We start from the raw sequence: 20397 nt of genomic DNA, 5'->3' as shown, positions 1-20397 counted from the left end.
TTTTATGTTAGAAGATAAACAAAGATTAGATGTTCTTGTAGTTAAAAGGGGAGTTCTATTTTCAAGAGAAAGAGCAAAGGAAAATATAATTTCCGGAAATATATTTGTGGATGGTATTATGACTACTAAATGTGGGAAAAAAGTAGATATATCATCTAGTATTGAATTCATAGGAGAAGATATTCCTTATGTAAGCAGGGGTGGATTAAAGCTTCAAAAGGCTATAAATTCTTTCGATATTGAACTTAAAGATAAAGTTTGCCTAGATATAGGTGCATCTACAGGCGGGTTTACAGATTGCATGCTTCAACATGGAGCATGCAAGGTATACGCTATAGATGTTGGAACAAATCAGTTAGATGATAAATTGAGAGGCGACGTGCGAGTAGTATCCATGGAAAATACAAACATAAGATATTTAAATGTAGATAGTATAGGTGAACTTGCCGATTTTGCAAGTATTGATGTATCATTTATATCCCTGGAAAAAGTTATTCCCAATTTACTTAACCTATTAAAAAATGATGGTAGCGTTGTAGCACTATTAAAGCCACAATTTGAAGTAGGTGTAGGCATCGTAAATAAAAAAGGTGTGGTTAAAAAACCTAGTGAACATGTAAAGGTAATAGTTAGAGTTTTAAACTTTCTGAGATGTCTAGATGTAAAGGTTATTAATGTTAATTACTCATCGATAAAAGGACCTAATGGGAATATTGAATATTTAATTTATTTTACAAAATCTAAAGAGAACTATGGGAATTATATTGAAGATAATATAACTCACATAGTTAGTGAAGCTCATAAAGATTTAAATAGGGTAAGCGAGGATAAAAATAATAGTTGATATATGATATAGAAGGCGGCAAGGAGGGAATATGAAAAAAATTGGCATTAATATAAATACAACTAAGGATGAAGATGGGAAAATAAGTAAGTATGTAAAAAATATTATTAGTAAGTATATAGATGATACTAACATATTTGTATTTAAAGATTCCATTGGCCTTGAAAATATAAAATATAACGATTTAGATATTATTATTGCTTTAGGTGGAGATGGAACTATTTTAAGAACATCGCGAAATTTAAACAACTCTAATATCCCAATTTTAGGTGTGAATATAGGCAATCTGGGATTTCTTTCTAGTGTGGAGTTACTAGAGTTTGAAAATGCTATGAAAAGATTTAGTGAAGATGATTATTATGTAGAAGACAGAATGATGCTTAATTGCACTTTGCCATATCGAGATAAAACTGAAGAATATACTGCTTTAAATGATATAATTGTATCAAAGGGAACACTAGCGAGAGTTGTTAAATATGAATTACACATAGATAATAAGTTTTACATTGAGTTTACAGGGGATGGGCTTATAATATCTACGCCAACAGGGTCTACAGCATATTCATTATCTGCAGGAGGGCCTATAATTTATCCTAACTTAGATGTTATAGCTGTAACTCCTATTTGCCCATTATCTTTATATATGAGAACTATAGTGCTGGACTGTAAAAGTGAAATATCTATAAATATAAAAAGTGAACATGAAAGCATATTTTTGACATTAGATGGACAACGGGCAATAAAGCTAAATAACTATGAAAAAATATTAGTAAGTGTTTCAAATAAGAAGTGTAGATTGGTTAAATTTAATGATTATAATTATTTTGAAATTTTGAGAAAAAAAATAATTTCTAGAACAATGGATTGTGAGGGAGAAAAAAATGAAGATTTCACGTCATGCAAAAGTAATTGAGATTATCCAAGCTAATGAGATTGAAACTCAGGAGCAGTTAGCAGAAGAACTAAAAAACAATGGATTTGATATTACTCAAGCAACTGTATCGAGAGACATAAAGGAATTGAAATTAATTAAGGTTATGAATGCACATGGAAGTCACAAGTATGCAACTAGTTCTCCAGCAGATACCTTTTTATCAAATAAATTGGTTAATATTTTTTCTCAAACAGTTCTTTATGTTGACCATGTAGATAATTTTATAGTATTAAAAACGATTTCTGGAGCTGGAGCTGCTGCTGCTGAAGCTTTAGATTCTTTAAAGTTCAATGGTATTGTAGGTACTATAGCTGGAGATAATACTATATTTATTTTAGTTAGAAAAGAAGAAGAGACAAAAGAGATAATCCAAAAAATTAAAAAAATGATTAGTGAATAGGAGGAGGTAGTATGCTCCTACAATTAAATATTATGAATTTTGCCCTAATTGAAAAGTTAAGTATTAATTTTGAAAAAGGATTTAATGTCCTTTCTGGTGAAACAGGAGCGGGAAAATCAATTTTAATTGATGCTATAAATTATGTATTAGGGGGTAAATTCAATAAGAACTTAATCAGGACAGGTGAAAACAAAACTTATGTTGAGGCAATATTTAGCATTGATACTAAAAATAACAAAAATGCTTTAGATGAGATGGATATTGATTATGAGGACATGGTATTTATAAGTCGCGAAACTTTTCAATCTGGGAAAAGTATTGCAAAAGTTAATGGTAAATCATTGCTACTCTCAAAGGTTAAGTATATTAGTAAAAATTTATTGGATATTCATGGTCAACATGATAATCATAATTTATTAGATAAAGTCAATCATATATTTTATGTGGATTCCTTTGGAACTGATAAAATTCATAAGGTTCTTGTGGGATATAATGAGAAATATGTAAGGATGACTACAATCAAAAATAGAATTAATAAACTTGAAGGAAATGAAGGACAGCGAGAAAAAAGAATCGATTTCTTGAATTACCAGTTAGAAGAAATTAAAAGCGCCAATCTCAAAATTGGTGAAGACCAGGATCTTTTAGAAAAATATGCAATCATTAGCAATGCAGAAAATTTGGAAAAACATTTATCAAAAAGTTATGCATTATTAGATACCAGTGATGAGGAAAATACTTCGGTTTTTTATAATTTAGCTATGGCTATTAGGGAATTAAGAAGTATAGAAAAGCACATGGAAAAAATAAAATTAATTGCAGACTCTATAGAAGAAAGCTATTTTAATATAGAGGAAAATATTACGGATTTAAGAAACTTAAAAGAGACAATTTATTATGATGAAAAAGAATTAGAGTATATGAATAGTCGAATAAGCCTGATTAACACTTGTAAGAAGAAGTATGCACCTACCATTGAGGAAATTTATGAATATAAAGAAAAAATCCAAATTGAATATGAAGAATTAATTAATAGTAGTGATATAATCATTGTTCTTAAAAAAGAAAAAATAGCTCTTGAGCGTGAAATGAAAATTATAGCAGATCAGATTCATGAAATTAGATCTGATACAGCAAAAAAACTCCAAGGTAAAATAAAAGATGAATTAAATTATATTGGCCTTGAAAAAAGTGAGTTCTACATAGAAGTAAAACTCGTAAATGAATTTTATGAAAATGGCTGTGATAAAGTTCAATTTTGTATATCTACTAATCCTGGAGAACCACTAAATCCATTAGAAAATATTGTGTCTGGTGGGGAATTATCACGTATAATGCTTGCACTCAAAACTGTATTCGTTAATAAGGATGAAATACCTACTGTTATATTTGATGAAATAGACACTGGTATTAGTGGTAGAATCGCGCAATGTGTTGCAGAAAAGATGTATTCAATATCATTAAACCATCAAATCCTTTGTGTAACACATTTGCCCCAAATAGCTAGTATGGCAGATACAAATTATTTAATATCTAAAAATGTTTTAAAAAATAAAACTTATACCAATGTTATAAAAATGAATGATGAAGAAAAGCAACAAGAAATAGCTAGAATGATTGGTGGTACACAGGTTACTAAATTAACCTTGGAAAATTCTAAAGAAATGATAAATATGGCAAAGAAACAAAAAAAATATTAATTTTGTTTTTTAGGTTAGCATAGTTATAAAAATAGGTTAATAGGGAAAAGTAAAGTCATAATTTTATGGCTTTATTTTTTTCGTTTTTTTTAACCTAAAGTATAAAGCCTCTAAGTTTGTATAATTAATAAAAATGTAAAAATAATTGCAATAGAGGGTAATTTTTTTAATTTAGTATAAATTAGTTTTGAATCTATGTCTTTGACTATTTTTGAATTAATGTTATAGCATAATATGGAGAATTCGAGGGTAACTTAAAGTTATAAATATAAGAGAAAAGGAGGTAAAGCTTATGAAGAAAAGGTTAAATATAATATGTTGGATTATAACACCTTTAGTAGTAATAATTGCTTTAAGTGCGTATCTTAAAGTCCAAAATAAAATTGTTGCAGCATATGATAGACCAATGGAAACATTATATTCTAACAAACTTGTAAAAGTAAAAAACGATAAAGACATTATTCTTAATAAACCAGATATAAATAATAAAAAGAAAAATGAGAAAAAAGTTAATTTAGAAAATAGCTTAGAAGTTGAATCAACATTTATAAAAGACAAATCAGATTTAATGGTTTATCCAGGAGGACAACCAATTGGTGTTAAATTGAATACTAAAGGTGTTTTAGTAGTAGCTTTATCTGATATTCAAGGTATAAATGGTAAAACACCAAGTCCTGCCGCAAATGCAGGTGTACAAATAGGTGATAGTATAATAAGTATAAATAATGTTGAAATAAATCATGCAGAAGATGTAATAAGATTTATAAATAAAGAAAAAAATACAGAACTCACTCTTAAATTACAACGTAAAAATGATTTAACATTTTTTCAAGTTAAAATTAAACCAACTATTGATTCAGAAGATGGAAAACAAAAAATTGGTTTATGGGTACGCGACTCAACTGCTGGTGTAGGAACATTAACGTTATATGATGATAAAACTAAAAAATTTGCTGCGTTAGGTCATCCTATTACAGATGCTGATGCCGGAACAATATTGAATGTTAATAATGGTGTAATTATATCATCTAATATTGTATCAGTAAAAAAAGGAACAAGAGGAACTCCAGGAGAGTTAAGAGGACTTTTCATAGATGAAAGCAAAATAAAAGGTCAAATAACCAAAAATACTGAATGTGGTATATTTGGAGAAGGAACTAAAAGTCTTATAAATAATAAATTTAGTAAACCTATGAAAATAGGACTAAGAAATGAAATTAAAGAAGGAAAAGCTCAAATTTTAACCACTATAAATGGTAGTGAACCACAATTGTTTCAAATAGAAATTCAGAAACTATTACCTCAAAATAAATCCGGATCGAAAAGTATGGTCATTAAAATTACAGATCCTAGGCTTCTAGAAAAAACTGGCGGCATAGTGCAAGGTATGAGTGGTAGTCCAATAATTCAGAATGATAAGATTATTGGTGCGGTAACCCATGTTTTAATTAATAAACCTGATTTAGGATATGGAATATATATAGAATGGATGTTGAAAGATGCAGGTATTTTATCAAATTAACTAGCATTATTTAAAAAAAGGGGTTAAAATAGATATTAAGCAATAAAGGATAGCGGATGCTATCCTTTATTTTATAAAAAATGATAAATAATGATAAATAATTATTTATTTGTAAATTTTCTTAATATAAGAAGGAATTGTAATTCTTTTGTCGAATTAATATTTGTTAAGATATGGGAATTTATTTATAAAGGGGAGTTATAATATGGAAGAAGCTAGAATTAGTGTGCTTATTGCAGATGATAATAAAGAATTTTGCAATATTTTAAATGATTATTTATTAAGCCAAAGAGATATTATGGTTACAGGTATTGCAAAAGATGGAATAGAAGCTCTTAAGTTAATAAAAGAGAGAAAGCCTGACTTGGTAGTATTAGACATAATAATGCCGCATTTAGATGGTCTTGGGGTACTAGAAAGATTGGGTAGTATGGACCTTGAACCAATACCAAAAATAATAGTATTATCTGCAGTTGGGCAAGATAAGATTACACAAAGAGCTATTGCATTGGGAGCAGATTATTATGTAGTAAAACCATTTGATATGGAAGTTTTTACAAAGAGAATAAGACAAATGTTTAATAATACAATTTCAAGTGATAACAGCAAAAAATCAATATCTTTTATTGATACATCTGAAACTAGAAAAAGTAATCATAACGAACCAATGGATTTAGAAGCTGAAATTACAAATATAATTCATGAAATTGGTGTTCCAGCTCATATTAAGGGATACATGTATCTAAGAGAAGCAATCACTATGGTAGTTAATGATATTGAACTTCTATCCGCAGTGACGAAGGAATTATACCCATCTATTGCTAAAAAATTCAACACAACTGCTAGTAGGGTAGAAAGAGCAATAAGGCATGCTATAGAAGTAGCATGGGGACGTGGTCAAGTTGAAACAATAAATAAAATATTTGGTTATACCATACATAATGCTAAAGGTAAACCAACCAATAGTGAATTTATAGCTATGGTAGCCGATAAGTTAAGATTACAAAACAGGGTTTCTTAGCCTTATATAACGACGGTTTCAGACCGGTTTGTTTTTTATCGAAGTTAATTATTTAGTTAATATTGAGTTATAAACCAAAAACTAATAGACTTATTCATTTATTAAGTAAATGAATAAGTTTATTTTTATGGAAATAATTGATACTCATAAAATGTAGTAGATTAGCCAATAGTTTCATAGGGGATTTTGATATAGAAATATGAGTTTATTTTTTGAAAATCATACTTCTTATTATATAAATTCTATTCGGAGAAGCGTATCCCATAGCTAAATAGGACTTTCCATATTCTAAAGCAAAAGTTAAACCCTCACTTTCTCCTGGGTTATTAAAATGATAAGTTGCAATTATTATACCTTCATAATTTAATATTGTAATCTTATTATTTGTATATAAATAAATGTATTTGCCATCTGTTTCTAAGCCTTGTGGAACACCTTGCGTAGCAATATTAAAAGTATTTATTACATTCATGTTGGCTAAATTTATAATAGTAAATGTTGGATTACCAATATCGGCTCCACTTGAAATGGTATGGAGTATTAAATAATCATGGACATTATCTATAGCAAGTAAGGCTGATGTTCCCAAACGTTCATAGCTTAAATTACTTAATATTGTACTTGTAGTATAATCAACAACATAAATATGAGTTAAATTAGTTCCTCCACCATTAGCAATATAAATTTTGTTTGTTTTGGTTCTATATCCAAGTTCAGCACAATGGCCTACAGACATAGATGCTGTTTCACATATTTTCTTTCCTGACATATCATATTTAATTATTTTCCCGTTTCCAGCTCCTAAATCAAAGCCACAATAAAAATGTCCATCAAAAAATGTTAATCCTTGAAAATTTTTAGTGGATGGAATACGAAATAGTAATTCATATTGAAATTTTTCTGTTTTATTATTCGGAGATATTCTGTCATTTTTAATAGCAAATGTTAAATTATTATCGAAAGTATTAATAGATAAGGCCAAGGCACACACGCATAAGTATCTTCTATAAGTTTTCAATTTAATAACACCTACCTTTTATTTTATAGTATGTTTATAATCATAAATTTTAATGCTAGCGATTTCTGGGACATGGCAAAAAAATATTCATTTATGTAGTAAAGTAAATTAAATATGCATATAACCATCTTTGATATCATAAATATGAATTAAGTTATAATATTGCAGCACCGCAGGTGATAATTTAATTCATATAAGGGGAATTTTAGCATACATATAACGTAAGTGAATTTTAACAATATATTATGAATAGCTAAAAAACAAGCAGAATGATCAACAAAAGGGGGAAAAATTATGTCATCTAATACTTTAATGGGAAACATAAACAAACATATACAAGAAAATTTTTGGCTATATATTATAAGTATTCTTTGCGTATTTACAGGTATAATTTTAGGAATCTACAGTGTGAAGTACATGGGGGATTTTGAACGAAATGATTTAGTAAATTACTTGATGAATTTTATTGATCCTTCAAATACAAGTGGGATTAGTTATAAATTAATATTTTTACAATCGATTAAAAATAATCTGCCTGTGATTATTTTTCTTTGGTTTTTAGGTTTAACTATTGTCGGGATACCAATAATTATAATTATTGATTTATTGAAAGGATTTACAGTTGGATTTACCTTTAGCTTTATGATTAGCGGCCTAGGAAAGAATGGCATTGGTATAGCAATACTAGGGGTGATACCTCAGAATTTAATTTATATTCCATGCATTATTTTTGCATCTGTAGTATCAATGGAATTTTCTATAATGCTACTTAAGAGTAAGTTCAATAAACAATGGACAAGTAGTTTATCTAGCAGAATAATATATTATAGTGCAATATTCATTGTAATAATAATTTTCTTGTTTATAGGGATAATTATAGAATCTTATATTGCACCGCATTTTGTTAAAAATCTTATTAATAATTTGGGAGCAGTAAGCAAATGAAGCATAAGGGTGTATTGCACTTTATAATGTTAACAATAAAATGTTTTGTGATTTTACTAGTAATTGGAATTTACTTGCCTAAAGCTGTGGATTACTTGCTTCAAAATTTAATTAATAATACAAAAATCTACAAAAATAGTGTTGTAGTTTACAAATTAGTTGATAATAATTATAAATTAATTTATAATTATATTCTTACATTTTATTTATTCTTTAGAGTATAATGTATGTATATATTAATATTCTCTATAATATGGGAGATACATTATGAATGATTTATTAAAAATCTATAGCGATAATTTAAAAAACAATAAACTAACGAGAAATACTATTGAAGCTTACACTCGAGATGTTAAACGTTTTATTGAATTTATGGAATATAAAAATGAAAGTATAAAAACGGTTGATTGCATAACAATAATGGCATATTCTGAGTATCTTAGAAAAGAAGGTCGTGCAAATAGTTCCATAGCAAGAAGTATAGTTTCCATCAGAAATTACTATAAATATCTTATTAAAAACGATTTTGCAGAACATGACCCAACAGCCTATTTTTCAATTGCAAAAATTAAACGAAATATACCTCAAATTCTATCTATCGAGGAGATAGATGAATTATTAAATCAACCAGAAGAGTCAACGATTAAAGGATGTAGAGATAAAGCAATGCTAGAATTAATGTATGCTACAGGCATAAAGGTTTCAGAACTTTTAAGTTTAACAACATATGATATTAATTTAGAATTGCTATACATAAGGTGCAATAATGGTAAGAAAAATGAAAGAATAATTCCTATTGGTACCCAGGCGGTTAGATGTCTATCGCAGTATTTAAAGACAAGATCTATTATAAACTTAAATAATTTAAGTTTACTCTTTTTAAATATAAAAGGGGATAAAATGACAAGGCAAGGCTATTGGAAAATTATTAAAGAGTATGCTAAAAAGACTAATATTAAAAAAGCTATAAATTCTTATACGATAAGACATTCATTTGCTGTGCATTTATTGCAAAATGGCGCTGGTATAGCCTCAGTTCAAGAACTATTAGGTCATAATAGTATGTCTACAACTCAAATTTACTCAACTATAGTTAAAAAGAGCAAAATTGCTGAAATTTATAAGAATACTCATCCTAGAGCATAAGATAAATGATTTAACTACAATGTAGAATTTAAATAGAATATAGAAAAATCCGCTTTCACTAATTATGAAGGCGGGTTTTTATTTTTGTTTTTAACTATAATAATTTTTTTATTTTATTATAAATAAATAGTGATAATATTAATGCAAATTGGTAAAAATAATGTTATGAATTTTAATCAACGCAGACATTTTTGTCTAGCGAAAAGTAATAAGAGGAGGATACATATGAAAAGGAACTTTAGGAACGTATTATGTTTAATTTTAACGTTGATTTTTACAACACAGTTTTTCTGTCTGCCAGCTAAGGCAGAAGGAGAAAATAAGGATGATAAAGGAATTGTAGTAGAAGCAAAGTCAGCACTACTAATGGAACCATCCACTGGCAAAATAATATATGAAAAAAATTCTCATGAGAGATTTGCACCAGCATCAGTAACTAAAATAATGACTATGTTATTAGCTATGGAGGCCATAGATTCTGGTAAGATTAAATTACAAGATAAGATAACCGTAAGTGAAAACTCGAAAAAAATGGGTGGAAGTAGTATGATTCTTGAAACTGGTGAAATTAGAACCGTGGAAGAAATTTTAAAAGGGATTGCCATTGCATCAGGAAATGATGCAGCAGTGGCAATGGCAGAATATCTAGGTGGCAGTGAAGGTGCTTTTGTAAATATGATGAATGAAAGAGCAAAAAGTCTTAATATGAAAGATACTGCTTTCAAAAACTGCACTGGTCTAAGTGCACTAGGGCATTTTACAACTGCCTATGATATTTCAATTATGTCTAGAGCGCTATTAAAACATCCTAAAATATTAAAATATTCAGGAACCTACATGGAAACTATTTCTGAGGGCAGAAAGTCACCTATAGGTCTTGTAAATCATAATAAGCTTGTTAGATTCTTTGCTGGATGTGATGGACTCAAGACTGGATTTACAAATGAGGCAATGTATTGTATGTCTGCGACTGCAACACGAAGCAATGTAAGGATGCTTGCAATAATTATGGGTGCGCCAACTTACACAAAAAGAAATAGAGATGCTAGCATGTTAATGAATTACGGATTTACAAAATTTGAGACGAAAAAAGTAATAGCAAAAGATCAAGGATTAGAAAAAGTAATTTTAAATAAGAAAGGTGATAAGTTCCTAATAGCTAAAGCACATAAAGATTTCCTTATAACCCTTGAAAAAGGTAATAAAAATAAAATAACTAAAAAATTTGTTATGAAGGAAGGTTTGAAAGAGTATAAAAAGGATGTCGCAATTGGATTTTGTGAAATATATGTCGATAATAAGTTAAGTGGTAAGATTGTTATTTACAGCGATAGGGATATAAAAAAATCTAGAGTGTGGGATAATATTAAAAATAACTTTACAGACTTATTTGATAAGGCGATTTAACAAAACTTTATAGTAGTGTTTACAGATTTATGTAGATATAAAAATATAGCTTCTGGGCAATAAATTATTTGCTTAGAAGCTAAGTTTTTATAAAATATTATACTTTAGGAATTAAAATGTCAGACTTAATTGGGAATATTATAAATATTAAAGGACTTGAAAAGTGTAATATGAAATAAAACAAGCTAGTAAATTGACTAGTTATTTTTCCAAAGATGAATTATACTTAGAATAGACTTGATATAAAGAAATCAAAGTAAAACTTATATTTCTTTAAAATTATTTATTTAGGAGAGAGTGTACATGCCATTAAGTATAAAGGTAACTAATTTTGAAGGCCCATTTGACTTGTTATTACATCTTATTAAGAAAAATGAGATGAACATATATGATATCAATATTGTTGAAATCACAAATCAGTATTTGGGGTGTCTTAAAAGTATGAAGGAAATGGATTTAGAGGTGACATCAGAATTCATAGTTATAGCCGCAACTTTAATTGAAATTAAATCGAAATATTTGTTGCCTAAAAATAAAGAGGATCATAGCGAAGAAGAAGAAGAAATTGATGTAGAAAAGGAATTGCTAAATAAATTGATAGAATATAGAAAATATAAAACTATAGCTGAAAATTTAAAGGTGTTGGAACAGGGTACAGGTATAATGATTAGTAAAAAACCAGAAATAATTGAAGAGGATAATGAAAACACTAAGGAAATGGATTTTTTGAAAAATATTACAATGCTTGATTTGTACAATTCATACAATAATTTAATGCAAGTATATATAAATAAAATGAATACTGATAATATTATAAATAAAAAAATCCTATTAGATGAATATAAAATAGAAGATAAAATGGAGGAATTAAAAAGAGAGCTTGAATGTTTTGGAAAAATTCATTTTACAAAGTTAATATATGGATATTCATCAAAGTTAGAAATTATTGTTACGTTTCTAGCATTACTTGAGCTTATAAAGATTAGAAGTGTGATAGTAATTCAAGAAAGTAATTTTAAAGATATATATTTAGAAAGGGTAAATGAATATGAACGAATTTAACACTAAACAATTAGAGATTGAAGAGGTTTCTACTAAAAATATATATTTTTCTATTATAGAATCATTGTTGTTTGTTGCCGGTGAATCATTAAAGCTAACTGAAATAGCGAATATATTAGAATGTAGCATTGGTTTCACAAGAGAATTAACAAATGAATTAAGAGCAAAATATGAAGAAGAGCAAAGAGGAATTAAAATTATAGTAACTAATGATGAATACCAATTTGTTACAAAATCTTGCAATAGTGAATATGTACAAAAGCTATTAAAGACAAGTATTAGACAATCTTTATCTCAAGCGTCTATTGAAACTTTAGCAATAATTGCGTACAAGCAACCCATAACCAGAGTGGAAATCGAGGAGATAAGAGGAGTTAAGAGTGATAGAGCAATTTATACATTGTCAGATAAAAAATTAATTAAAGAAACTGGACGAAAAAATGTTCCGGGAAGACCAATTATTTATGCAACCACGGATGAATTTCTTAAACATTTTGATTTTCAGAGTCTAAATGAAATGCCTTCTTTAGAGGAGATTAACAAAGAAAAAGTACAACAAAATATTGATAGCAATCAAACTGAGTAGATATTTTTTGAAGGCAACTGATGTATACACTTATTAACCCCACTATAATAAAATTTCCAGTGGAAAATTCTTATTATGGTGGGGTTAATATTTTTAATATATAATTTGAACAATTAAGAGAAGTTATTCAGAATACTTATCGCTATCTTCGCATTCTGTATTCTTATCACAACTATCTTTAAACATACCCTTAATAATATCGATAACCTGTGGTACAGTATCAACGATTTTATCATATGTATTTTGCTGATCTACAGGCAATAGTCTTACTGAATCGTTTTTAACAACTAAAAATGCAACGGGCTTAACAGTGACTCCAGCTCCAGAACCACCACCAAAAGGATAGTTATTACTTGAGTCAGAAGACGTAACACTATTGAATTCACTACCTCCAGATGCAAAACCAAAACATACTCTTGAAATAGGGATAATTGTAGTCCCATCTAATGATTGGATAGGTTCTCCTACAATGGTATTCACATCTATCATATCTTTTATGCTTTCCATCGTGCTCCTCATCAAATTTTCAATTGGATGATTATCCATGTATATTTCCTCCTTTATATTTTTTTATATTCATTTTGTTATGTTTTATGGTTATAAGGCAAATTAACATAATAAATGCTATATAAGTAATTTTTGCTAAATTGACGTAAATTATACTCGAAATTTCCATAACAAAATCATTTTTTTTAAAATGAGGGTTAACTTTAAGATCAATATTTTTAACTTTTACAAAATCTGTTAATATTAAATACAAAAAACTATAAGTTGAATGAATTAAGCCAAATAAAATAGCGACCAATGCAGCATCATCAAATCCATATTCTAGTTTAGTATTTAAAGTTAATGTTGGTTTGAATTTTAATTTCTTAATTTTATAGGTAATTAATTTTATATCGCTTAAAATTAAAGACTTAAAGAAATTTTCTTTTAGGCTACCTTTTAAATCATTTTTATTACCATTTTTTAAAACTTTTTTAACCTTTAATTTCTTATTATAAATGTAAATTCCCAAAATTTTGTTTGAGTACTTAAGGGTTATTTTTAAATGGATTGGAAATAATATAATTATTATAGTTAAAAGAAATACTATTATACATTTAAACATCTTAACCTCCCAATCTATCTAATAACTGGTATTATGTCCAATAATTTATAAAAATATCAACTTGTGTATATAATATTCAAATTTAAGAGAGGTGAAATAATGAGAAAAAATTTTAAAGTATATTTATCATTATGTTTAAGTTTGTTTTTTCTATTTTCGTCATTTGTTGAAAATGTTTTTGCAGAGGATTTATATGTTAATGCTATAAGTGCTATAGCAATAGATGCTGATTCGAAAATTGTTTTATATGAAAAAAATGCATATACACCAATTGAAATTGCAAGTACTACAAAAATACTAACGGCGCTTGTAGCAATAAAATGTGGAGATTTAAACAAGAAAATAATTGTATCAGAGAAAGCAGCATCTATACGCGGTTCAGAAATAGGATTAAAAAAAGGCGAGGAAGTAACCTTAAAAGAATTGTTGTATGGACTCTTGTTGAGATCTGGAAATGACGCCGCAATTGCAATTGCTGAAGGAATTAGTGGAAGTGTTGATGAGTTTTCAAAGCTTATGAATGAGTATGCTTTAGAAATTGGACTATTGAATAGCAACTTTGAGTCTCCTCACGGGTTAGACAGTGCAAATCACTATTCTACAGCGTATGATTTAGCTTTAGTTACTGCAAAGGCAAAAGAAATTAAATTTTTTAATGATATAGTAGGATCTAAAGATGTGGATGGTAAACAGAATAACTTTACTAGAAGTTACCACAATATAAATAAAATTTTATATCTTTTACCAAATTCAACAGGAGTAAAAACAGGATCTACTGGAAAGGCAGGTAAATGTTTAGTAACTTCTGTTAAAATTCAAAATAGAGATGTTATTATAATTACACTAAATTGTACACCTAGATGGAAGGAAACTGAGAAAATAAGTAAGTATGTTGAAAAAAATTATGAATACAAAAAAATAATCAGTAAAAATGACATTTTAGAACATCTAAGCATAAAAGACGGAGTGGGTAATGTTGAAATAGTAAGTAAAAGAGATATTATAATTCCAGTAAAAAACAATCAAAAAATAGAAGTCAAAATTAGAAAGCCACTAAATGAGATTTATGCCCCAATACATGAAGGGGAAGAGGTTGGTAGGATAGATGTATATGCAAATAATAAACTCTTATTTACAGAAGCCTTAGTGGCTAAAAATTCTATAAAAAAGAAAAATAAGGTTAGACAAGAATTTGATAAAATTAAAGATTTAATTATACCTAACAAATAAGAGAGAATATAAGTCTCTCTCTTATTTGTTAGAAAACTTTAACAGTGTACAAATACAATTTATGGTTATTTTTCAAGGTGATTCATTGATAATAATGATTTATATAATTTAGATTTTTCTAATATGTGGGAATGATTAATTATGAATATTAAATTTAAGTTGTAACAAATTTCACAATTTCAAATATTTTAATAGTATAGTACTTTAGGAGGTTAGAATGATGAGTTATGAACCCTACGATTGCATTGATGTAGGAAGTGAATTTTGTCCTTGCCACACTAAACTGCGATAATCAGTTTAGTGTTTTAATTTTTACAATGCCTCTAGCGCCATCCCAGTATATTGAGTTTACAATATTATTAATTAATAAGCGTTTGTTATTAAAATCTAAGATATCCATTATTGATGAAAAGCTATTTGAAGAATTTAAAAATTTATCTACAATCGGATTATTATTTTTAAATTTATAGGAAGTAGAGGCTAAGTCTTTATATTTAACACTTAATTTTTCTAATTCAATTCCTAATTTGTAAATTTGAGGCCTTATATATTTGGATATTTCATTGTCCAAAGATAATTGATTTACTAGAATATCTATTTGATCTTGTTTTATATTTATTTGTGATGATAAACTCTCTATTTCAGATTGTACCAAATTAGTTTTTGATAGTTCGCATTTTATTTTATTTAACTCCTCTAATAAAATATTTCTTGAAATTGTGATATTTTTTAAATTATCTATAACTACCTTTTCGAGTTCATCTACGCGTACATTAGGATTATTACATCGCTCGCCTTTTGAATAATCTTTAGTACTACAAACATAATACTGGATTTTTTTATTAGTTGTTGCACTAATATGACCATGTTTAACAATCATACTTTTACCACATTTAGAACATTTTAAAATTCCGGTAAGTAATGCTGCTGCAGAGGTTCCGAGCCGTGGTGCCTTGTTTTTATTATCATCTAATATTTGTTGAACCTTAAGCCAATTGAAAGCATCAATAATTCCTTCGTGTTTAGAAATAGCAGCTATCCATTCAGTTATATCTCGTTTAATCCTAGCACCTTTACTCTTATTATAAGTTATAATACCTTGTTTATCATTAGCTTTTCCCATTACATTCATGCCAATAAGCTGAAGGTGATTCATAACAGCTTCATTTGCTCTAACGTAAAGGGGGTTTCTTAATATAAGTTGAATCCTTTTCTTATTAAAGTCAGCGCCGTTTTTTGTTTTAATATTCTTTTTAAAGATGAAAATAAAAACCTGGCTAATAGATTTATACTGTAGATATTTATCATAAATAATTTTTACTACATCTAATTCCTTTTTTATGGGTGATAATGTATACATAGATTTTTCTCTAAATTCACCATCCAAATAGGATAGTTTTCTACTTTCATACCCCAAAGGGGTTTGACCTCCTAACCATCTTCCACTTTTAGCGAGTTCTAACATATTGTCACGAACCCTTTCACCAATAGTTTCACGTTCTAGCTGCGCAAAAACAGATGCAATATACATCATGGCACGACCCATAGGGGTTGATGTATCAAACTGTTCATTAACACTTATAAAGCTAATGTGTAAACTATCTAATTCATTTATAAGAGTAGTAAAATCAGAGATATTCCTACTAATTCTATCCAGTCTATAACAAATTAGTACATGAAATTTTTTTTCCCTTGCATCAATGAGCATTTTTTGAAACTGAGGCCTTTTGATATTTTTTCCTGAAAAACCTTCGTCCTCATATATTATAAATTTTTCGATTTCTAAATGATTGCATTCATGTTTACATAATTCAATTTGGTTAATTATCGATTCGCCTTTTCCTGTGATTTTTGATTTTCTGGAGTATATAGCGGCAATTTTCAATTTATTACTCCTTAATAATTGATTTATAAAATTTATAAAAGCTTATATAAGCATTATAAATAATTATGATATATTCTATAAACTATAATTTCTTCACAAAATAAAGATATGTATTTTAGAAAAATAATATTACGTAATCATGTATATAATTAAATATATATGGGTATATACATGATTACGTAACACTAAGGTTAAAGATGCATACTATAATATAATAGTTTATTTGGAGGATTATAAATGAAAGTTAATTCTACAATTGTTTTAGAATTAAATAAAAAAGAAGTAGAACTCTTGGATGAGCAGTATACAAGGACTGTTGCGAAAATAATAGCTTCAGAGCTTACGTTACAAGAAATGAACGAATTAATAGAAAAGTTAATGATTAGCTAAGATATTTCAAATTGCAGGAAAAATAGCACTACAATAAAGAGGAATATATGTATAATAGTAGAATAAAATAGAAAAGTAAAAGAGTTAAAATAATAAGGAGCAGTTATTCTATTAATGAGAAATAAACAATCAGAATATATCGAACAAATTCTATTGAAAGATGATATACTGTTATAATATTGTATACAACATAAAATATGGAGATGATTTATATGAAGTTATGTGAAATATGTAAAAAAAATATTGCAATGATATTAACATCAAGAATTGAGAATGGAAAAACCGAAACTATAGGATTATGCATAGAGTGTGCTAAAAAAAGGGGTATTCCAGTTATGGATCAATTAGTGCAACAAGCTGGATTATCCTCAGAGGATATTGAAAACTTAAATGAACAAATGGGTAATATGTTCAAAAATATGAATTTAGAGGATATAGATCTTGAGGATTTAAATGCTCCCAATATGGATATTGAGAATGGTGATAAAAAAAAGACCATTGGTAATATTTTTAATGGATTATTTTCACCTGTTGATGAAAATAGTGATTTTATAGAGGATGAAGGTCAAATCTCATCAAAGATTAAAGAAACAGCTGAAGATAAATCAAAAAAGAATTGGTTTAAAAAGAAGCGAAAGAATTTAGATACATATGGTATAAATCTAACTAACAAAGCAAATCAAAATGGCGTTGACAAGGTTGTTGGACGGGATAAAGAAATCGATAGAGTGGTACAGATTTTAAATAGGAGAAGTAAAAATAATCCAATATTAATTGGAGAAGCAGGTGTTGGTAAAACAGCTATTGCAGAAGGGTTAGCTGTAAGAATTGTAGAAAAACAAGTTCCAGAAAAATTATTTAATGCGGAAGTTTACCTGCTTGATTTAACTGCGGTGGTTGCAGGTACACAATTTAGAGGGCAATTTGAAAGCCGCATGAAGTCAATTATTGAAGAAGCTAAGGAAAATGGAAATATAATATTAGTTATCGATGAGGTGCACAATATTATGGGTGCTGGTGAGGTTCAGGGGGGTGCAATGAATGCAGCAAATATTTTGAAGCCAGCTTTGGCCAAGGGGGAAATACAAGTTATTGGAGTTACTACATTGGAGGAATATAGAAAATATATAGAAAAAGACGCAGCACTCGCGAGAAGATTTCAGCCAGTCCTAGTTGAGGAACCTAGTATAGCTGAGACAATAGAAATTTTAAAAGGAATAAGAGGCTACTATGAAGAATACCATAAAGTTAAAATATCTGATGAAGTAATTGAAGAAGTTGTAAATTTATCTGAAAGATACATAACAGAAAGATTTCTGCCAGATAAAGCCATTGATGTTATTGATGAGGCCGGTTCTAGAGCTAATTTAAAAAATAAAGGTCTTGTCGAACTTGCAGAATTAAAAGAGGAGTCAGAAAAAATTCAAAATGGAAAGAAGGAAGCTGAGGTTGCCGGAAATTTTGAAAAGGCTGCAGAATATAGGATGAAGCTATGCAAAGTAAAAGAAGATATTAACGAAACTCAAGAAAAATATAGTGATGTTCAAATTACTCTAGAGGATATTGCTTTTGTGATTGAGTCATGGACTAGAATTCCAATTAAAAAAATTACAGAAAAAGAAGCGAAAAAGCTATTAAATTTGGAAGGTAGGCTACACAAACGAGTTATAGGTCAAAATGAAGCTATTATAAGCTTATCTAGAGCAATTAGGCGGAATCGTTCCGGATTTAGAAAAAAGAAAAAGCCATCTTCTTTTATTTTTGTAGGACCAACAGGAGTTGGAAAAACAGAGCTAGTTAAAGCACTATCTTGTGAGCTTTTTGGAAGTGAGGAGTCATTAATTCGTATAGATATGTCTGAATACATGGAAAAACATACAGTTTCGAAGCTAATTGGTGCACCACCAGGGTATATAGGATATGATCAGGGTGGACAATTAACTGAAAAAGTCAGAAGAAAGCCATATTCAGTGATTCTTTTGGATGAAATTGAAAAGGCTCATCCGGATGTATTTAATATGCTGCTTCAAATTCTTGAAGATGGAATACTAACAGATAGTCAAGGCAGAACTGTTTCCTTTGAAAACACTGTAATAATAATGACGTCTAATGCAGGTACTAAGTTTAATTCAGGTAATATTGGTTTTGTTCAAGGTGATTATGATATCTTAGAATCACGTGTAAAGGACGCTTTAAAAGAAACATTTAGACCAGAATTTTTAAATAGAGTAGATGAGATTATTGTATTTACCACTCTTAAAAAGGAAGAGCTACGTAAAATAGTAGATTTAATGATGATGGAAGTAATAGGAGAGGTAAAGGAAAAGAAAATTACAGTGCATGTTTCAGAAGATGTAAAGGACTTTATATTAGAAAAAGGATACGATGATAAATACGGTGCAAGGCCACTTCGAAGAACTATTCAAAAATACATTGAAGATGAAATTGCAGAGCATTATCTTGAGAATAAATTTAGTGAAGGATCAAATATATCCATAGAATTAAAAGATGACAAAATTGTTATAATATAAAGTTAAAAAGCTGCTGAAAATTATTCAGCAGCTTTTGATTTAGCAGTATTATTGTTCAATATCTTGTTTTGTGAAGGTATAAACTTTTTTGGAATTATAAAGTTTGTAATGTTCTTCTACATAAATGATTGAAGTGAATATCACATTACATAAGAATATTGCGAAAAAAATATCCATTATTACGTGTTGTTTAACAAATTCAGTGGATATAATAATGAGAAATCCTAAGATATTAACTGGAATTTTAATACGTTTTCTAGCATTAGCAGCGTTAATCCCTTTAACAGCTAGGTATGCAGTAATTACATGGATGCTTGGAAAACAATTATATGGTCCATCAGAATTATAGGTAAATAAAATCAGCTTCGAGAATATATCATCCCCTGTAACAATAGGCCTTGGAACAGTTGTTTGAAAAAAGTAATAAGTGACAAAAGCAACAACATAACATAGGACTAAAGTAAGCATAATCCTATAATAAACTTTTCTGTTCTTAAAGCATAAATAAATAAAACAAAATGCTAAGAAAAACCACAAAGTCATATAAGGTATTATAAAAATTTTTATAAGTGGTAAAGATCTATCTAAATCAGTAGTTAGATCATAAACTCCTCTTTGAGTATTATTTAATGTCCAATAGAATAAATTGGAAAAAGGAACAGAAC

At 28.3% G+C, this 20397-nt stretch carries 20 protein-coding genes; 15 read left to right on the top strand and 5 right to left on the bottom strand.

The window, feature by feature from the left end; genetic code table 11:
- Nucleotides 1-4 precede the first annotated feature (4 nt).
- The 6 genes from ACWJKS_RS11485 (at nucleotide 5) to spo0A (ending at nucleotide 6421) form a co-directional block, all read left to right on the top strand.
- On the top strand, nucleotides 5-844 hold the full coding sequence (locus ACWJKS_RS11485; protein ID WP_462959606.1) for a TlyA family RNA methyltransferase: 840 nt from the start codon (nucleotides 5-7) through the stop codon (nucleotides 842-844).
- Nucleotides 845-875: 31 nt separating this feature from the next.
- A complete protein-coding gene (locus ACWJKS_RS11480) occupies nucleotides 876-1757 on the top strand; it encodes an NAD(+)/NADH kinase (RefSeq protein ID WP_165412070.1) in 882 nt (293 codons plus the stop codon).
- The gene (locus ACWJKS_RS11475) at nucleotides 1726-2178 is read left to right on the top strand and encodes an arginine repressor (RefSeq protein ID WP_165412069.1); all 453 of its coding nucleotides are present in this window, start codon (nucleotides 1726-1728) and stop codon (nucleotides 2176-2178) included. The genes ACWJKS_RS11480 and ACWJKS_RS11475 overlap by 32 nt, the downstream gene beginning before the upstream one ends.
- An 11-nt stretch (nucleotides 2179-2189) precedes the next feature.
- Nucleotides 2190-3878: a DNA repair protein RecN gene (gene recN / locus ACWJKS_RS11470; RefSeq protein ID WP_220285922.1), complete on the top strand. Its 1689-nt coding sequence runs from the start codon at nucleotides 2190-2192 to the stop codon at nucleotides 3876-3878.
- 292 nt (nucleotides 3879-4170) lie between these two features.
- Nucleotides 4171-5400, top strand: coding sequence for a SpoIVB peptidase (spoIVB, locus tag ACWJKS_RS11465; protein ID WP_462952904.1), 1230 nt, complete (start codon nucleotides 4171-4173; stop codon nucleotides 5398-5400).
- Nucleotides 5401-5605: 205 nt separating this feature from the next.
- On the top strand, nucleotides 5606-6421 hold the full coding sequence (spo0A, locus tag ACWJKS_RS11460) for a sporulation transcription factor Spo0A (RefSeq protein WP_165412066.1): 816 nt from the start codon (nucleotides 5606-5608) through the stop codon (nucleotides 6419-6421).
- Between the two features lie 205 nt (nucleotides 6422-6626).
- Here the strand turns inward: spo0A and ACWJKS_RS11455 are convergent, their stop codons facing one another.
- Nucleotides 6627-7439, bottom strand: coding sequence for a hypothetical protein (locus tag ACWJKS_RS11455; protein WP_165412065.1), 813 nt, complete (start codon nucleotides 7437-7439; stop codon nucleotides 6627-6629).
- 294 nt (nucleotides 7440-7733) lie between these two features.
- Between ACWJKS_RS11455 and spoIIM the strand changes: the two genes are divergently transcribed.
- The 6 genes from spoIIM (at nucleotide 7734) to scpB (ending at nucleotide 12585) form a co-directional block, all read left to right on the top strand.
- On the top strand, nucleotides 7734-8384 hold the full coding sequence (gene spoIIM / locus ACWJKS_RS11450; protein WP_165412064.1) for a stage II sporulation protein M: 651 nt from the start codon (nucleotides 7734-7736) through the stop codon (nucleotides 8382-8384).
- Nucleotides 8381-8608 (top strand): endonuclease III, encoded by a 228-nt coding sequence (locus tag ACWJKS_RS11445; protein WP_462959605.1) that lies wholly within the window; start codon nucleotides 8381-8383, stop codon nucleotides 8606-8608. The genes spoIIM and ACWJKS_RS11445 overlap by 4 nt, the downstream gene beginning before the upstream one ends.
- Nucleotides 8609-8651: 43 nt before the next feature.
- A complete protein-coding gene (locus ACWJKS_RS11440; protein WP_165412063.1) occupies nucleotides 8652-9530 on the top strand; it encodes a tyrosine recombinase in 879 nt (292 codons plus the stop codon).
- Between the two features lie 225 nt (nucleotides 9531-9755).
- Nucleotides 9756-10937 carry a serine hydrolase gene (locus ACWJKS_RS11435; protein ID WP_462959604.1) on the top strand — a complete coding sequence of 394 codons (1182 nt, stop codon included), beginning with the start codon at nucleotides 9756-9758 and terminating at the stop codon, nucleotides 10935-10937.
- Nucleotides 10938-11240: 303 nt separating this feature from the next.
- A complete protein-coding gene (locus ACWJKS_RS11430; protein ID WP_462959603.1) occupies nucleotides 11241-11999 on the top strand; it encodes a segregation/condensation protein A in 759 nt (252 codons plus the stop codon).
- Nucleotides 11986-12585: an SMC-Scp complex subunit ScpB gene (gene scpB, locus ACWJKS_RS11425; RefSeq protein ID WP_165412060.1), complete on the top strand. Its 600-nt coding sequence runs from the start codon at nucleotides 11986-11988 to the stop codon at nucleotides 12583-12585. Before ACWJKS_RS11430 ends, scpB begins: the two co-directional genes overlap by 14 nt.
- Nucleotides 12586-12708: 123 nt before the next feature.
- Here scpB and ytfJ read toward each other — a convergent pair whose 3' ends face one another.
- Together ytfJ and ACWJKS_RS11415 are read right to left on the bottom strand one after the other, a co-directional pair.
- A complete protein-coding gene (ytfJ, locus tag ACWJKS_RS11420) occupies nucleotides 12709-13131 on the bottom strand; it encodes a GerW family sporulation protein (protein ID WP_216302519.1) in 423 nt (140 codons plus the stop codon).
- Nucleotides 13124-13696 (bottom strand): DUF2953 domain-containing protein, encoded by a 573-nt coding sequence (locus ACWJKS_RS11415; protein ID WP_220285919.1) that lies wholly within the window; start codon nucleotides 13694-13696, stop codon nucleotides 13124-13126. Before ACWJKS_RS11415 ends, ytfJ begins: the two co-directional genes overlap by 8 nt.
- A 99-nt stretch (nucleotides 13697-13795) precedes the next feature.
- Between ACWJKS_RS11415 and ACWJKS_RS11410 the strand changes: the two genes are divergently transcribed.
- Entirely contained in the window at nucleotides 13796-14926 is a 1131-nt protein-coding gene (locus tag ACWJKS_RS11410; RefSeq protein WP_216302521.1) for a D-alanyl-D-alanine carboxypeptidase family protein, read from the top strand.
- Nucleotides 14927-15218: 292 nt separating this feature from the next.
- Here the strand turns inward: ACWJKS_RS11410 and ACWJKS_RS11405 are convergent, their stop codons facing one another.
- On the bottom strand, nucleotides 15219-16811 hold the full coding sequence (locus ACWJKS_RS11405; RefSeq protein WP_462959602.1) for a recombinase family protein: 1593 nt from the start codon (nucleotides 16809-16811) through the stop codon (nucleotides 15219-15221).
- Nucleotides 16812-17048: 237 nt separating this feature from the next.
- Here ACWJKS_RS11405 and ACWJKS_RS11400 point away from each other — a divergent pair, with 237 nt between their 5' ends.
- Both ACWJKS_RS11400 and ACWJKS_RS11395 read left to right on the top strand, forming a co-directional pair.
- The gene (locus ACWJKS_RS11400) at nucleotides 17049-17201 is read left to right on the top strand and encodes a hypothetical protein (protein WP_165414967.1); all 153 of its coding nucleotides are present in this window, start codon (nucleotides 17049-17051) and stop codon (nucleotides 17199-17201) included.
- Nucleotides 17202-17413: 212 nt separating this feature from the next.
- Entirely contained in the window at nucleotides 17414-19732 is a 2319-nt protein-coding gene (locus tag ACWJKS_RS11395; RefSeq protein ID WP_165414968.1) for an ATP-dependent Clp protease ATP-binding subunit, read from the top strand.
- Between the two features lie 48 nt (nucleotides 19733-19780).
- Here ACWJKS_RS11395 and ACWJKS_RS11390 read toward each other — a convergent pair whose 3' ends face one another.
- Nucleotides 19781-20275 carry a phosphatase PAP2 family protein gene (locus tag ACWJKS_RS11390; RefSeq protein WP_258876380.1) on the bottom strand — a complete coding sequence of 165 codons (495 nt, stop codon included), beginning with the start codon at nucleotides 20273-20275 and terminating at the stop codon, nucleotides 19781-19783.
- Nucleotides 20276-20397: the final 122 nt, after the last annotated feature.

Source organism: Clostridium sp. CM038, from assembly GCF_055081105.1.
Note: the sequence above shows the minus strand (reverse complement) of the source record. Positions and strands in the feature narration are given on the sequence as shown.

Coding starts and splice junctions, on each gene's coding strand:
- scpB (WP_165412060.1), top strand. CDS start 11,986: ATGAACGAATTTAACACTAAACAATTAGAGATTGAAGAGGTTTCTACT.
- ACWJKS_RS11395 (WP_165414968.1), top strand. CDS start 17,414: ATGAAGTTATGTGAAATATGTAAAAAAAATATTGCAATGATATTAACA.
- ACWJKS_RS11485 (WP_462959606.1), top strand. CDS start 5: ATGTTAGAAGATAAACAAAGATTAGATGTTCTTGTAGTTAAAAGGGGA.
- ACWJKS_RS11480 (WP_165412070.1), top strand. CDS start 876: ATGAAAAAAATTGGCATTAATATAAATACAACTAAGGATGAAGATGGG.
- ACWJKS_RS11390 (WP_258876380.1), bottom strand. CDS start 20,275: ATGACTTTGTGGTTTTTCTTAGCATTTTGTTTTATTTATTTATGCTTT.
- ACWJKS_RS11440 (WP_165412063.1), top strand. CDS start 8,652: ATGAATGATTTATTAAAAATCTATAGCGATAATTTAAAAAACAATAAA.
- ACWJKS_RS11435 (WP_462959604.1), top strand. CDS start 9,756: ATGAAAAGGAACTTTAGGAACGTATTATGTTTAATTTTAACGTTGATT.
- spoIVB (WP_462952904.1), top strand. CDS start 4,171: ATGAAGAAAAGGTTAAATATAATATGTTGGATTATAACACCTTTAGTA.
- recN (WP_220285922.1), top strand. CDS start 2,190: ATGCTCCTACAATTAAATATTATGAATTTTGCCCTAATTGAAAAGTTA.
- ACWJKS_RS11400 (WP_165414967.1), top strand. CDS start 17,049: ATGAAAGTTAATTCTACAATTGTTTTAGAATTAAATAAAAAAGAAGTA.
- ytfJ (WP_216302519.1), bottom strand. CDS start 13,131: ATGGATAATCATCCAATTGAAAATTTGATGAGGAGCACGATGGAAAGC.
- ACWJKS_RS11445 (WP_462959605.1), top strand. CDS start 8,381: ATGAAGCATAAGGGTGTATTGCACTTTATAATGTTAACAATAAAATGT.
- ACWJKS_RS11430 (WP_462959603.1), top strand. CDS start 11,241: ATGCCATTAAGTATAAAGGTAACTAATTTTGAAGGCCCATTTGACTTG.
- spoIIM (WP_165412064.1), top strand. CDS start 7,734: ATGTCATCTAATACTTTAATGGGAAACATAAACAAACATATACAAGAA.
- ACWJKS_RS11410 (WP_216302521.1), top strand. CDS start 13,796: ATGAGAAAAAATTTTAAAGTATATTTATCATTATGTTTAAGTTTGTTT.
- spo0A (WP_165412066.1), top strand. CDS start 5,606: ATGGAAGAAGCTAGAATTAGTGTGCTTATTGCAGATGATAATAAAGAA.
- ACWJKS_RS11415 (WP_220285919.1), bottom strand. CDS start 13,696: ATGTTTAAATGTATAATAGTATTTCTTTTAACTATAATAATTATATTA.
- ACWJKS_RS11475 (WP_165412069.1), top strand. CDS start 1,726: ATGAAGATTTCACGTCATGCAAAAGTAATTGAGATTATCCAAGCTAAT.